Raw genomic sequence first — 16,446 nt, 5'->3', positions numbered from 1 at the left:
TTACTCTTGCTCCGTAAGTGCAGCTAACATTGCATCGAGCTGTTCGTCTGATAAATTAGCTAACTCATCAGGCGTTGGTTCAACTTCAGCTTGGCTAACTGGGCTAGAGGTTATCGATTCTGTTTTTGGTTGTTGCTCTATCAAAGTCGCTAGCGCAGCAATAGTTGGGCGGTGAAAAAAATCAAGTAAGCTTAATCGGACACCGAATTGTTGCTGAATATCGGCTATAACTTTTACAGCGACTAAGGAATGACCACCTAAACTGAAAAAGTTTTGCTGTAAGGTAATATTATTTTTCCCTAGAATTTGAGACCAAATTTGTTGGAGGCGGATCTCAGTATCAGTGGTCGCTAGTTGTAGGTTTTCAGCAACAGGTTCTGAACGTGTTAAGTTTAATAATGCGGCTTTATCAATTTTCCCAACAGCGGTTAATGGTAACTCAGTCAACAAAGTAATAGTGGCAGGTTGCTGGAAAGGTTGTAATTTTTGCTGACAATATAACATGAGCTCAGCATGAGTGACCTGGCCATCAATACTAACAAATGCTAATAGAGACTTACCAAGTTGAACATCATCTTCAACTGCAACTGCAGCTTGTTTAACATTAGGATGCTGCCGAAGCACTTCTTCGACTTCCAATGGCTCAACCCTAAAGCCACGAATTTTAACTTGGCTATCCTGTCGGCCAATAAAGCATAATAGACCATCTTTGCTGTACCGTACTAAATCACCGGTGCGGTATAAACGTTCAGTACGTTTATACTCAGCTTCACCTAGCTCTAAGTCGATAAAGCTATCGTTAGTAGCATAGTTTAACCCAAGGTAGCCTGTAGCTAGTCCTTCTCCTGCAAGGTATAACTCACCTGTAGCGCCATAGGGTAGTAATTGCTGTTGTTGATCTAAGATATAACCCCGACTATTGCTGATAGCATAGCCTAGCGGCACTGATGGTAGGTGTTGCCATTGGTGTAGGTTGTCAGCTTGCATTGCATAACAATATGAGAATGTTGTATTTTCAGTTGGGCCATAACCATTGATCAGTGTTAAATCTGGATATCGTTGTAACATGGATCTCACTTTATCTGCAGATAAAACATCACCACCGGCTAACAGTGTATGAAGACTAGGCAAGGGACGATCATTTATATAGTCAGAAAAAGCATGGAATAAACCGGCAGTAAGCCACAAAATACTTATATTATCTTGGGTTATACACCGCTCAAGCTCTTCTAATGTTAATTTAGGTTGAGCTGGAACTATAAGACAAGCACCATTTAGTAAGGCTCCCCAAATCTCTAGTACTGAAGCATCAAAGTACACTGATGAATGCTGCAATATACGATCTTGTTCGGTAATGGTTATGTATTGATTATTTTTAACTAAACGAATAATCGCTTGTTGCGGAACACATACTCCTTTAGGTCGACCTGAAGTGCCTGAAGTATAAAGTACGTAAGCTTGTTGTTGTGGGCTTGATGCATCAAATATTGATACTTTGGCGGGACAAGTCTCTGGTACACTCAGTATGCTAATTTTTTCAGGGCAGTGCTCAAGTTGGGGCTGATGCGATAAAATAACGGAATGCTGTTGCAGCTGTAAATCAGAGTACATAGCGTTTAAACGTAGCTCTCCCGCGGTTAAATCAATAGGCATATAGCTAGCGCCTATACGAAGACACGCAAGCATAGCAGCATATAAGTCCATACCAGCAGGAATAGCTAAGCCAATAATTTGTTCTGATTTAACATTTTTTTGTTGTAAATAAGTCGCTAATTGTAATGAGCGTTGCTGAAGCTGTTGAAAACTTACCTCACCTGCTAAAGGGCAAAATACTGCTATTTTGTTTGGTGTTAATGCTACCTGCTGGTCAAATAATGTAGGAATAGATGCATCAGGTAGTACTCGCTCAGTCTTATTTAAAGAGAATATTTGCTCTTGCATTGATTCAGGACTAACGGCATTAATCTGGTTGATTGCTTCTTGCGGTTGTTTCGTTAGTGTATCTAACAGTTGCAAGTAAGTATCAATCATATCTAGTATAGTTTTACGATTAAATAACTCAGTACTGTATTCCCATGTCACCACCGCGTAATCAGGACGAGAGCTTATTTTTCCTACCCTCTGCTCAGCCTGTGGTGCAACAATAATATTTAAATCTAACTTAGCTGACTTGTTGGTTTTCACCTGTGCTTTTACTTCAAGTCCACCGAAATTTAAATCAGGTACTTCTGAATCATGAAAACTGAACATGGTTTGAAATAGCGGGTTAGCATGACCAATACGGTTGGGACATAATTTTTTAACTAGTTGTTCGAAAGGCATATCTTGGTGGGAGTAGCCGCCTAAACAGGTAGTTTTAACCCTATCTAATAACTCTAAAAAGCTGGGGTTGCCACTTAAATCAGTACGAAGCACGATACTATTAACCATCATGCCTATGATAGGTTGTAACTCTGGTAAGTTTCTAGATGCGGCACCGGCACCAACACAAATGTCTGTTTGCTGAGAGTAGCGATACAACATAACATAATAAGCCGCTAGCATAGTCATATACAGTGTGTAGCCTTGTTGTTTACTAAAATGGCGTAATTGACTATAAAGTGAGTCGGGTAAATGAAACATTTCAGAGTCGCCACGAAAGCTAGGCGTAGTAGGACGAGAATAATCATAAGGCAATGCTAATTGGGTTGGGCAATCAGCTAGCTTTGTTAACCAGTACTGTTCCATCTGATTGAAGTAAGGCCCTGATAATACTTCACGTTGCCATAAACAGAAATCAGCATAGCTAACTTGCAAGTTGGGTAATGAATGCTCGGTACGGTTTAATTTAGCTTGATAAATACTTTGCAACTCTTTTAAAAATAAACCAACAGACCAACCGTCGTGGACCAGATGGTGCTCAACCTGAATTAATTGGTAATGATCGGTATCTAACTGTAGAAGCTTCCATCTAATTAGGGGAAGTTGACTAACATCAAATGCAGTTTGACTTAGCTCCTCAAGAATTTGTTTAGCATACTTATCTTTATCATCTGCTGCTAAATGCACCAAAGATTCAAGTTGTAAATCAACTGAAAATGGCTGACAAACACGTTGGTGGGGAATTCCCGAGTGTTGGTGAAAGCTGGTATGCCACAGTTGCTGTCGAGCTACTATTTCAGTCAGACTTTCTTCTAATAATTTAGGTTGTAATGGCCCTTTTAACCAAAAACTGATCTGAAAGTTATACGCTGTATTTTCGGGTTGCAGTTGTTGTAAAAACCATACACGCTCTTGTTGGAATGATAATGGTATATCCTGTTGTGCAGGATAAGATTGAATAGTCGGCAATGTATATGTTTGCTGCGCTTTTGCTTGCTGAAGTTGAAGTAACTTTGCTTGTTGTCCAAGTTCCGGATGTTGAAACACATCGGAAAAACTTAGATTTACCTCTAAATTATTACGTATTTCAGCAATGAGTTTTGTTACTAGAATAGAGTGCCCACCAAGACGGAAGAAATGGCTATCAGTAGCTAAAGGCTGATCGCCAAGCAGTTTTAGCCATATTTGCGCTAACAAATCTTGGAAAGGATCAGAAAAGTTATTTATCTGGCTAGAGTCTAGCTGGGGTGTTGGCAATTGTTTCCGATCATATTTTCCGGTTAAGGTTTTGGGTAAACTTTTTAATTGCACCGAAGCAGATGGCAACATGTAATCAGGTAATAAATCAGCTAAAAACTGCCTGATTTGCTGATGCGATAGGGAAACTGCAGCAACAAAATAAGCTGCAAGCTGCCGAATGTCATTTTGGTCAGTAAAACTTGTTAGAACACATTCGCTAATTTGGGGGTGAGTAGACAAAACTTGTTCGATTTCACCAAGCTCAACGCGATATCCTCGTATTTTAACTTGAAAATCTTTACGCCCTAAATAAAACAATTGGCCATCTTGATAGTAGCCTAAATCCCCGCTAAGGTAGGCAGGTCCCGCTTGGGGTAATTGAACAAACTTTTCCGCAGTAAGCGCAGGATGGTTTAAATAACCTAATGCTAATCCTGGGCCCGAAATAGCAATTTCTCCAACACAGCCAGGCGCAAGAAGTTGTAGATGGTTATTTATAATATATAAGCTGCTATTATCAATGGCTCGACCTATCGGTAATGCCGTGTTATTAGCTTGATATTGACTTAACTCAGTACGACTACAAATGACAGTAGTTTCTGTTGGCCCGTAGGTGTTATATAACTTAGTTGTTAAACTATGTAGCCGACAATATTGTTGCCATTTCTTTAAAACCCCAGGTAAAGCTTCTTCACCACCTATAATTACTGTGTGAATTTGCGGACTAAGTGTAATTTGCTCTTCTTCAAGCATGGTGACTAGATGCATCCAGTATGCTGTTGGTAGATTAAGAATAGAAACTTGCTGTTGCTGTAAAAACTGATTAAAACCCTTTGCGGTACCAAGCACTGAATCATCACGTAGAATCAAACGTGCATGACTAAATAAAGTCGGATAAATCTCTTCAATTGCAGTATCGAAACTTATCGAGGCAAATTGCAGTGCATTATCGTCCGTGTTTAATTGATAATATTCTGCTGCAGATAGCGCATAATGACATAAAGACGCTCGAGAAACGGCGACGCCTTTTGGTGTGCCTGTAGAGCCTGACGTATAAATTACATAGGCTTCTGAAGAGTTTTCAAAAGAATATTCTGTAGAAGGAACAGGGCAAAGAGGACCCGTTAATAAATTCGTTGTTAGTAAAATTGGAAATTGCTCAGTAACCGGGGGACTATCACTGATAATTAATGCAACACCAGCATCTTCAAAAATAAACTGCTGGCGTTCTGGGGGCATAGCGGGATCGATAGGGACGTAACTCGCCCCAGCTTGCAGGCAAGCTAAGCTCGAGATAATAAATTCGGCACTGCGGGGTAGACATAAAGCTATGCGTTTACCTGGTCCAATTCCACGAGATAAAAAATGCTGGCGCACAGTTTCGATTTGCTGGGCAAGTTGTTGATAAGTAAAACGACGGCTACCATCGATAAGAGCGACTTGTTGGGGTTTAGCGTGTATTTGAAATAGTCTTGACGATAAGCTTTGTTGTATAAACTCAGGCTTATCTGGACCGTTCGCAACTTTCTCCAGTTGTTCTCTACGATAGTCGGTAAGCAAATTTAAAGCAGAGAGAGGTTTTTGTGCTTGTTCAATAAACTGTAACATTAATTCTTGATAGTAATTAAGTAACATCAAGATTTCATGCTGTTGATACTGCTGATTGTCAAAGCTAGCCCAAATATTAATAGTGTCTTTTACACTAATATATAAGGTTAATGGATAATGGCTCTGTTCGACACCTTGCTGTTGTTGAATTACACTGGGTTTCTGATCTCCATCACCACTGATTATGTTTTTAGGGTAGTTTTGAAATATAAATAAAGTTGAGAATAAAGGCTCAGTGACAGCAATATTAACAGCTGTTTTAATTTGCTCCTGTGATACAAACGAATGCTCGCGGCCTTCTACTAACTGTTGTTGCAACTGTTGGATCCAATTTATAACATCTAATTCATTTGTTTTTATAACTGTAGGCAAAGCATTACTAAAGAAGCCAGCTGTGCGTTCGATCGTTTCAACTTCTGCTGGGCGACCAGATACAACCGATCCAATAATACTTTGTGATTGGTTACTTGTTAGATTATTGAGATAACCGAATACACCTAGCATAAACGCATTTACTGTTACGCCATTTTGGCGACAAAATTGTTGTATTTTTTCACTTTGTACGGCATCTAATTGCTGTTTAAGTACTGATTGCTCATGGTTGATCTCTTCATTTTGTCCAGTTTGATGTTTTACATGTATAGGCGGTGTAGGATCGCATCCATTTAGCTGTTGTTGCCAGTACTGCAATGAGGCAGTCTGATCACGAGAAAGTAGCCATTTTACGTATTCTTTGTACTCGCCAACTTCTGGTAGTCTTGGTTCATCGGAAGTTAATAACTGGGTTAAAACAGCTTCTACTTCGTTACTAATTAGCGCCATTGACCAGCCATCTAATTGTAAATGAGTAAAGCTAAAAATTAATTCTGCACTACCATCAGCTAGTATGAAGTAGTCCATCTGTAACGGTGGGATTTGGTCGAGTTGTAATGGATTTTGCCTAGAACGCCGGGCTATTTCTTGTATGCATTGTTGGGCATCATCATTACTCAGCTGACTTAAATCATGCTGCTTCCAGTCTAAAGAAGCATGTTTAAGTACAATTTGAAATGGTTTTGACTTATCTTGCCAGCTGTATATTGATCTTAATACAGGATGACGACCGATGACATGTTGCCAAGCAAGTTTTAATTTAGATAAGCATAAATTTTTATCGACAGTAAATTTTAATTGCTCGCGGTAACTCAAGTCATTTTTATCGGCATTTAACAAGTAGTATAATAAACCTGCTTGTGTCGGAGACATGGGGTAGATTGCTGCAATATTTTCTGTAGATGTCATTACCAATATCCTGATTATTATTATTATTGTTTAAATTAATGTGTTGAAAATTCTTTTAAAATAGCAGCAAGATCGCTATCGTCGTCATCTGCAGATAACAACATATCAATACCGTCGACTTGTATTTCAGATATTTTGCTTGTGTTTGTTGCTATAAGCGGAGGCAAATGCGCTGTAAGTTCTTGAATTGTTTGATGACTGAATAATAATTTATTATTCATGTCATAGCCGTGATCCCGCAAAAAGCGAACGACTTTTACTGAAGAAATAGAATCACCACCTATAGCAAAAAAGTTGTCAGTAATGCCTATTTCGGTTTCGCCGGTTAATTGCTGCCATAAGGTAACCAGTTCACGCTGTAATTCGGTTTCAGGCGGGAACTGTTGAGTTTGCTGTTGCTCTAACGTTAATGTACTAAGCGCCTTACGATCAACTTTACCACTTGGAGTTAGCGGAAACTGTGACATCCTGACAATGCGATCAGGTACCATATAATTCGGCAGTTTTTGCTTGAGCTGTTGTAATAATAGCTGTTCGTTATTAGCTATATCTTGTTGCTCCGGACAATAATAGCAGACAAGTGTAGCGCCGTTATTGTGTTGATGGATCACCGTGGCAGCCTGTTTAATATTGGGTTGCAATAACATAACTGCATCAATTTCAGTGAGCTCAATTCTAAAGCCTCTGAGTTTCACCTGATCATCAGTACGGCCTAAACAGTGTAATTTTCCCTCTATTGTCATGCGGCCTAAATCACCTGTTAAATAAGCCCGTTTTTCTCCATCTGCTGTTTTTAAGTTTACAAAGCGACTTTGTGTTAATTCAGGTCGTGAAACGTAGCCTAAACAAACACCTTCACCTGTAATTGCAATCTCACCCGTTTGATTTAATGCGCATTGCTGAAGCTTAGTGCTAACTATATAAATACCCGTATTAGCAATAGGCTGACCGATAGTTATATTTTTGTGATCGGTTGCATTAACTTCTGCTACACTGGACCATACCGTCGTTTCTGTTGGACCATACATATTCCAGAGAGACGCTGTCCTACGACAAAGCTCATTGGCAAGTTGTGCGGATAATATCTCGCCGCCACAAAGAGCGGTTAGTTGAGTATTACCTTGCCAACCGGCGTCAATTAAACTTTGCCAGCCTGCAGGAGTTGCTTGCATTAGATTAATATCACCTTGCTCTAAACGTTGTCGTAAACTAAAACCATCCCTAGCATCTTGAGAAGCGATCACTAAACAAGCACCACTGATTAAAGGCAAAAACAACTCTAAGACTGAAATGTCAAAGGATATGGGAGTAATGGCAAGTAATTTATCTTGATTAGTGATACCGGGCTTTTTCTGCATCGAAACTAATAGATTTACAACATTGTGATGTTGTATAGCGATGCCTTTGGGCAGACCTGTAGAGCCTGATGTAAAAATGAGATATGCCGGAGCCTCGCTACCTAATACGCTATTTGGTAAGGTCAAAGGTGATGCATTATGTAATAAAGTCTCTGGAGAAATGCATGTTGTAGCACCTACTATTGACGATGCGCCTGGAATGTCGCTAATTAAAATAGAGCATTGAGCACTTTGAAAAATATACTGTAATCGTTGTGCTGGATAAGCAGGATCCAGCGGTACATAGGCAGCTTCAAGTTTCATCAATGCCAGCATGGTACAAACCATTAAAGCAGAACGTTCCAGCATAATTCCTATATGCTCACCTGATCTGACACCTTGAAGCGCCAAAGCTTGCGCAATACGCTGGCTATATTGTTCTAACTCGTGATATGTAAGGCATTGCTCTGCTTCTATTGCAATTTTATTAGGGGTAGCTTTGGCCTGTTGGCTAATAAGTTGATCGATCCGTTTCTGCCTTGGGTAATCAATTTGCGTCGCATTAAACTGGCTAATTTTTACGGCGTCATTTGTAGATACCAAATTAATTTTTGTTATCTCTGTAGCTGGAGCTTGGATAAAAGTATCTAAAAACAAGTTAAAAGCATTTGCTAGCTGAGCGATACTGCTGGCAGAAAATAAGTCTGTTTTGTAATCAAAATTAAATTCAATATGTTGTTTTCTTACATTGGCGTGAACGGTCAGATCATATTTAGTTGTGAATCTATTAACCCCGATAGCGCTTATGCTGTTATTTTCACTTCCATTCTTAGGTTGTTCTAGCATATGCATAGAAAACAAAATTTGAAATAACGGGCTATACAAAGGACTACGTTCAGGTTTTAACTTTTCTAGCAAGGTTTCAAAGGGGATAGATTGCCAATCTAGTAAATTAAGGCTTACTTTCTTAGCTTGCTTTATCACATCTAACGCTGTCATTCCCTCGTTAAACTGGCTGCGAAGTACTGATAAATTTAAAAAACAACCAATTACCTGTTCAAACTTATCTTGTGGTCGCAATATGCTCGGTGTACCAAGAACAATATCATCACAACGAGTCCAAACACTAAGAAATGCCGATAGTGCGCCTTGCAATAACATAAAGGGGGTGATTTGTTGTTGATGACATAATTTAAAAGCAGCGAGAGTTAAGACTGGGTTGAGTTTAATTTTATGTTGAGCCGCTGCATTAGTGGTTTGGGTACTATATGGGAAATCAAGTGTCAAACTATGCAAAGCAGGAGCCCCAGTTAACTGTTCTGCATAAGCTGCTAATTTCTGTTTAAATGGATATGAACGCAAATGTGCTTGTTGCCAATAGACGTAATCTGCATATTGATAGGAAAGTGAGTTTGATTTTTCAGCAGACTCTTCAGAAAATAACTGGTTAAGTAATAAATTAACTGAGTTTTCATCTACTGCAATATGATGAATATTAATATAAATAATAGCATGCTGCTGTGGTAGACGAAAAAATATTGCTCGCAACGGAAGGTCATCTGCTAAATTAAATGCTAGCTGGTTATCTTCCTCTATGTGTACTTTAGCTTGAGTGATAGCATCTTGGTACTCAAGATGGCTCAGGTCTTCTTGAGTAATTTTTAATTTATTAACACTTTCAACTTGTTGATATAATTCCCCATCCTTTTCCATGAAGTTACAACGTAATACGTAATGTTGTTCAACAATAGATTTTAATCTTTCAATTAATACTAATAAATCAGTCGAGCTGGAACGTAAGAAGACAGTTGGTATATGAAATTCGGTGCTACCCTGCTCAAGCTGATCAATCGTCCAAATTCTTTGTTGACTAGTTGAAACTGGTATAGGCTGGCTGTAATCCGCTGTACTTACAGCCTGCTGCTGCAAATACTGCAAAATTGCCACTTTATTCTCTGATAACTCTTGCAGCAAACCCTTACTTGGCTGTGCCTTATAAGCTCGATACCCTAGCTTACCGTTATCTAAAAATAATTCGATATCATGTTTTTCTGCTTTGCCGATCAAATACTCAATATTCATTGTATTACTTCTTAGCAGCGTGTTTGCACTGCGCTCCCTTGTTGCTACCAACATTGCTTTTAACTGAGCACAATGAGCTAACATTTAACTCAAAATTGCACGTTTGTTTACAAAGTACGGTGGGAACTGTAATTAAAAAAGAATTTTTAGTCAACAGATGTTAATCGGTGTATTTTTTATTGGATTTTGTTACTGTATTGTTCTTATGGTGGTTGGTGTGTCGTTGTTTTGTTAATTTGCGATTGAAAATGTAGTTAAGTTAACTGATGATGTTTACATAATTATAATTATAAAATGTATTATCAAGGGAATTAATTGTGGGTAATGAAATAAAATTAACTATATATCCTACTTTTATGGCAACAAGTACTAAATTTGCCGATTGTATTGCGATAAGTTCTGAAAGTGATTCTATAAGTTATGAAAAGTTAACTCAAAGAGTGAGTTTATTTGTAGAAAAGCTGCAGAAACTAGGTATTACGCCAGGAAGTACAGTTGGTTTAGTTTTAGAAAAATCTATTGATTACATTGTAGTTTACTTAGCTATATGCAGATTAGATGCGATTTTTGTTCCTATAGATCCTCAAGCGCCAGCTGAACGAACACGATTCATTATTCAAGATGCAGGATTAAAGCTTCTTATCTCAGACCAGCCAGAACAGCATTGTAAGTTATTTAAAGTATCCACAACTAATCTTAATGGTTGTGATTATCTTATTGATAATGAATGGAAAAATTTAGATGTTGCAGGGTATATAATCTATACATCAGGTAGTACTGGTACACCTAAAGGAGTCTTAGTTAGTAACGCAGCATTACTGAAGCATGTGCAACAGATCTCGCGACAATTTTCTTTATCATCTTCTGATGTATTACTGCATTTAAACTCTTTAACCTTTGATGCTTCGCTGGAATTACTTTGGTTAAGTTTACTTCATGGTTGCAATTTACATTTACAACATTTGCAACAATTTAGTGTGGCTGATTTTTACCGCTATACTCAGAAGTATCAGGTCACTATGACTGATATTCCACCTGCTTATTTAGGGTTATTACTTGAAGGAGATGGCGCCAAAGCTTATTGGGCATCTACTTCGTTAAAAACAATTGTTGTAGGGGGAGATGTATTACCAAGGCAAATTATTGACTTTTGGCAAGAATATCATTTGTTTGGACGTTGTCATTTATTAAATGCTTATGGTCCGACTGAAGCAGTTATTTCTGCTTGTTACCATAATATTAGCGCAAAGGATTTGCAAGCTACTGCGGTAGCTATAGGTAAAGTTTTACAACCTAGGTTGTGTAGAGTCGTACCTGTTGATGGTTTTGCGGCACACGAAGGAGAGTTACACCTTGGTGGGGATTGTCTTGCTGAGGGGTATATTAATAGGCCGGAACAAACTAAAGACGTGTTCTATGAAGACGAACAAGGGCGCTGGTATCGTACAGGAGATATTGTCACGCGTGATGCTTCAGGATTGCTTAGATTTATTTGTAGACGCGATCAACAAGTGAAAGTACGTGGTTTTAGGGTAGAGGTTAGTGAAATTGAAAACCAGCTTAATAGTCATCCAGCAATCGCGGAAACAGCTATTGTTAAACATTCTAAACAGGATAGTTTAATTGCTTTTATTCGACCGGCTGGTTCGCTTCAACCTGGATGGTTAGAGGTACGTACTTGGTTATCAACTAAGTTGCCGCGTTATATGCTACCTGAGCAAGGCTATTGGTTGAAAGAGTTCCCATTATTGAGTAGCGGTAAAGTTGATAGAAAACATTTGCTTACGCACGAAATGGCTACACCAATATTAGTTCAGCAAGAATATGCTGCAACAGAGCTCGAAACCGAGCTAGCAAAGATTTGGCAAGATATACTACAAGTTGAGCTAGTCAGTGTTGTCCATAGTTTTTCTGAATTAGGTGGCCACTCAATTCAATTAACTAAAATGTTGGGCCGTTTGACACAACAATATGGTGTTGAGTTAAGTTTTGCTCAGTTCTCTGAATGTAACAGCGTAAGAAAACTAGCTAAATGGTTGGAGCAAAATTCAAAGAAGAATCAGAGTATATTGCAAAAAATGCCTGTGCCCGAAAGGTTTTTAGCGTCGTCCGGCCAGCAGCGTATGTGGCTTAGCAACAGCTTATCTTCGCAAAAAGAAATAAATAATGTCCAGTCGGTTATTTATTTCGAGGGCTCTTTGCAGCTAATTGCGCTTGAGCAAGCATTAACATCACTAGTATATAGTCAGCCACAATTACGTACTCGGTTTTTAATGGATAGTGCAAGTAATCAATTATGGCAAGAAACCTTACCGGTACCTACAACGATACTGCAACAACAAGACTGGACTGATAAAACAAACACTGAAACAGTGTTAAATGAGTACATTACATTGAAAAGTCAAATAGCTTTTGACTTATCTAATCAAGCTTTGTTCGCAGCTGAATTGATTCATTTCTCAGAGAAAAAGGTGTTAATTCTAACTTGTCACCATATTATAACTGATGGTTGGAGTATGGACCTGTTACTTGAACAATTGGCACATTATTACAATCAGCATTGTGCAGGTATTGTATCAGAGTTAACCGAAGCTCCATGGCATTATGCTAATTATGTTCAGTGGCAACAGCAATGGCTTCAAACCGACGCAGCTGATAAGCAAAGAGAATTTTGGTCGAGTCAGTTGCTAGGGGCTCCGTCATTACATAGTTTAATGACCGATTATGTTCGACCACAGCATCAAAGTTATGCTGGACGTCAGTTGCATAGCGCTTTATCTATTAATGCTTCAGATACTCTTAATAAATTGTGTACTGAATTAGAATTAAGCCCGTTTTGTGTTTTACAAACATTATTTACAATACTTGTTGCTAGATTTAGTGCTACCGACGATGTAGTAGTGGGGACAGCTGTTGCTAATCGTCTATTACCCGAGTTTGAAGATATTGCAGGCTTCTTTGTTAATAGTTTGCCTCTTCGTTTGCCATTATCTATGCAGCAAAGTTTGGTTACGACTTTACAGCAAGCTAGAAATTATTTGTTGAAGGTGCTGGATAATCAAGACCTACCTTTTGATGACATTGTAGATTTAACCAACCCAGAACGCAGCTTAAGCTATCATCCTTTGTTTCAGTTAATGTTTAGTTTTCGCGATGCCGGATTCAATAATGAATTAACGTTATTTGATGATGTAACCGCCACCTTGGCTGAAAATGCCAGCGAAGAAGCTAAGTTTGATCTGACTTTAGAAGTAGTATCTGGTAAAGCGGGCTTTAGATGTTGTTGGACTTACGCCACGGATCTCTTTGAAGAAAAGACCATTCAAGCACTTGCTGATAGCTATTGTTATTTATTAGACACCTTGGCTGAACAGTTGAATAGACCACTGGCAGAGCTAGCGATGATTGCAAATACTAGCTGTGCTAAACCAAGTACAGAACACTTTATTAGCAGTGGTATTGAGCTTGGCCAACATTTAACCAAAGTGGCTGCTACTTATGCAGATAAAGTCGCTATCCAGTTTAATTCAAAGCAATTAACCTACAGAGAATTAGATCAACAATCTTCACAGTTAGCGCATTATTTAATTAATAAAGGAGTGCAGCCAGAACAAATTGTTGCGGTTTGTACTGAACGGTCCATTGCAACTATGGTTGCAATTTTGGCTGTACTTAAAGCTGGTGGTGCTTATTTACCTATTGATCCAACTTATCCAGAAGAGCGTATTGAACATATGCTCACCGATAGTGATTGTCAGCTAGTATTAACTCAACAAAGTTTACAAGCTCAACTACCAACGACTATTGATACGATAGCGTTAGACCACCTTAATTTAGCAAATTACTCCATTGATACGCCAGATATCATGTTTCATTCTGAACAACTTGCCTATGTTATTTTTACCTCTGGTTCTACAGGCAAGCCGAAAGGCACATTATTACAGCGTGGCGCCTTATTGGAGTTAGGTTTATCACTTCGGGAACCTTTACAGATAACCGCAGTATCTAGAGTATTACAATTCGCTACTGTGAGTTTTGATGCTGCGACTTTTGAGTTGATAATGGCATTTTGTAGTGGTGCTTCATTACATATATGTGATGAGACGCAAAGACTAGATATGCTAGCTCTCGAGAAGAAATTGTTGCAAGAGCAGATTTCACACGCAGTACTACCTCCGGCCATATTACCACATTTACTTTGTCGCGATGATTATAGCTTACAGACGTTATTAGTTGCGGGAGAGGCATGTAATGAGCAGCAGGCGTGGAAATGGGCTGAGCGTTATGCGTTATATAATGCTTATGGGCCGTCAGAATGCACAATCGCGGCTACTTTAGGCCGTATCATGCCCAAACAGCGCATTACGCTAGGCCAAGTATTACCAACTGTCAGACTCTATGTGCTTGATGATGCCTTGCAACCATTACCAGTAGGTGCCGTTGGTGAGTTATATATAGGAGGTATGGCTGTCGGCCGAGGTTATTTAAATCGTCCTGAGTTAACAGAACAAAACTTTATTAATAATCCTTTTATTGCCAATGAGAGATTGTACAAAACGGGTGACTTGGTTCGTTTAACTTCTGAATCGGATTATCAGTTTATTGGCCGAAAAGATCATCAGGTAAAAATTCGAGGCTATCGAGTTGAGCTGGCTGAGATTGAAGCTTGTTTGTGTCAACAACCACAAATTAAAGAAGCAGCGGTATTATTGCTACAAGATCGCGCAGATCAGCCTGTATTGGTCGCTTATTATGTTTTACAACAGGCCAATGCACTAGCCGAATATGAATTAAGGCAAATTTTAGCTAAACAACTGCCTGCTTTTATGGTGCCAGGGTATTTTGTTACTGTTTCAGAACTACCACGTAGTGTTAACGGTAAGCTTAATCGTAATGCTTTACCGTTACCAGACTGGCAGTATATTAATACTGAGTTTAAAGCAGCCTCAACGAGTACTGAAATTTTATTACAGCAAATTTGGGCCGAGTATTTACAGCTGGAAATAGAGCAAACATCAATTGATAGTAATTTTTTCGCTTTAGGTGGTCATTCGTTACTAGCCGCTAGAGTGGTTAGTGCTATTACACAACAAAGGGGTGTTCAGTGTACTATTCGCCATTTATTTGATAATCCGACGATAGAGAAATTATCAGCTTGGTTAGACGAACAGGGGCAAACACTAACATCTGTTTCTGCATCTAGTTTAACCGAGTCGAGCTTGGCATCTGCAGCACAGAGACAGATGTGGTTATTATGTCAATTAGAGCAACAATCAACGGCGTATCATATTCCACTGACCCTAGACTTAAAGGGAGTGGTTGATCAGAATAAGTTGGATTGGGCTTTATGCCAACTAATTGAACGTCATGCTATTTTACGAACTGTGTATCAACAACAAGATATGCTGACTGTTAGTAAACTGTCAGTACCCAAAACTGTGTTGAAATACGACGAATTACCAGAAAAGTGTGATGTTTTTGTATGGCTGGAAGCCGAGATTGATAAAATGGCATTGCTGCCATTTAATTTAGCTGCTGATTATCCGGTTAGAGCTAAATTATTACATTATGGTCTGAATCAATATCAGCTTTTATTGTGTTTTCATCATATAGCTGTCGATGGCGAATCGGTTGGTTTGTTGCTTGAAGAGTTAGCCGCATTATATAACGATGAAGTTTTGCAACCTATTGCAGTTAATTATGCGCAATTTACATCATGGTTGCAGCAGCAGGATGTATCTTCAGCAATAGAGCAACAAGGGCATTATTGGCAGCAGAAATTAGTTGATTTACCGCTATTGCATCAGATTGCTACAGATTATCAAAGGCCATCACAACAGCAATTTTGTGGTGATAGCCTTCGTACTGAACTTGATGCTAGTGTATTAACATCACTTAGCACATTAGCAGCGCAACAAAATACGACTGTATATCAATTATTACAAAGTAGCTTTGCCATTTTGTTGGCAAGATATAGCCAACAGAGTGATATTGTTATGGGATCTCCGGTGGCAAATCGCACAGAAAGTTGGCAGCAGTCACTTGTAGGTTATCTTGTTAATACGTTGGTAGTACGCACTCAAGTTGATGTTTCTCGTAGTTTTATCGCTCAATTAGAACAAGATAAATTACAACATAGTGCTATGTTAGCCAATCAGCAATATCCGTTTGAAAAGCTAGTAGAGGTTCTTAAGCCTGAGCGCAGCTTAAGTTACCATCCTTTATTCCAAATAATGTTCAGTTTCCGCCACCAAGCTGATAGAGCACCGAAGTTCAATCAATTGATTAGCCAACTTCAAGACAGCCCTGTGGGGATTGCTAAGTTTGATCTTACCCTAGATATTATCCAACATGATTCAAGTATTGAACTCAACTGGGAGTTTGATACTGGGTTATTTAATAAGGCGACTATTGGTAATCTTAGCCAAGCATATACTGCTCTTATACGACAAATTATCGTTAAACCTAAAGCGTCATTAGCGACACATGTGCTGGCTGAGATCAGTAACCAACCGAATTATAAACCTGTGTTAATTAA

At 38.9% G+C, this 16,446-nt stretch carries 3 protein-coding genes; 1 reads left to right on the top strand and 2 read right to left on the bottom strand.

Annotation, left to right across the window (positions count from 1 at the left end):
• The gene (locus ACRCA4_RS08025; protein WP_433186648.1) at nt 1–6,489 is read right to left on the bottom strand and encodes an amino acid adenylation domain-containing protein; all 6,489 of its coding nucleotides are present in this window, start codon (nt 6,487–6,489) and stop codon (nt 1–3) included.
• Between the two features lie 35 nt (nt 6,490–6,524).
• Complete coding sequence (locus ACRCA4_RS08020) at nt 6,525–9,908, bottom strand: amino acid adenylation domain-containing protein (protein WP_433186645.1); 3,384 nt, start codon at nt 9,906–9,908, stop codon at nt 6,525–6,527.
• A 317-nt stretch (nt 9,909–10,225) separates the two neighbouring features.
• Between ACRCA4_RS08020 and ACRCA4_RS08015 the strand changes: the two genes are divergently transcribed.
• Nucleotides 10,226–16,446: amino acid adenylation domain-containing protein (locus ACRCA4_RS08015; protein ID WP_433186642.1), on the top strand; the 6,221-nt coding region annotated here is incomplete at its 3' end.

It is taken from the genome of Rheinheimera sp. WS51, from assembly GCF_050936095.1.
Taxonomy (GTDB): domain Bacteria; phylum Pseudomonadota; class Gammaproteobacteria; order Enterobacterales; family Alteromonadaceae; genus Alishewanella.
The sequence above is the reverse complement of the archived record's forward strand: the minus strand, read 5'-3'. Positions and strand labels throughout refer to the sequence as shown.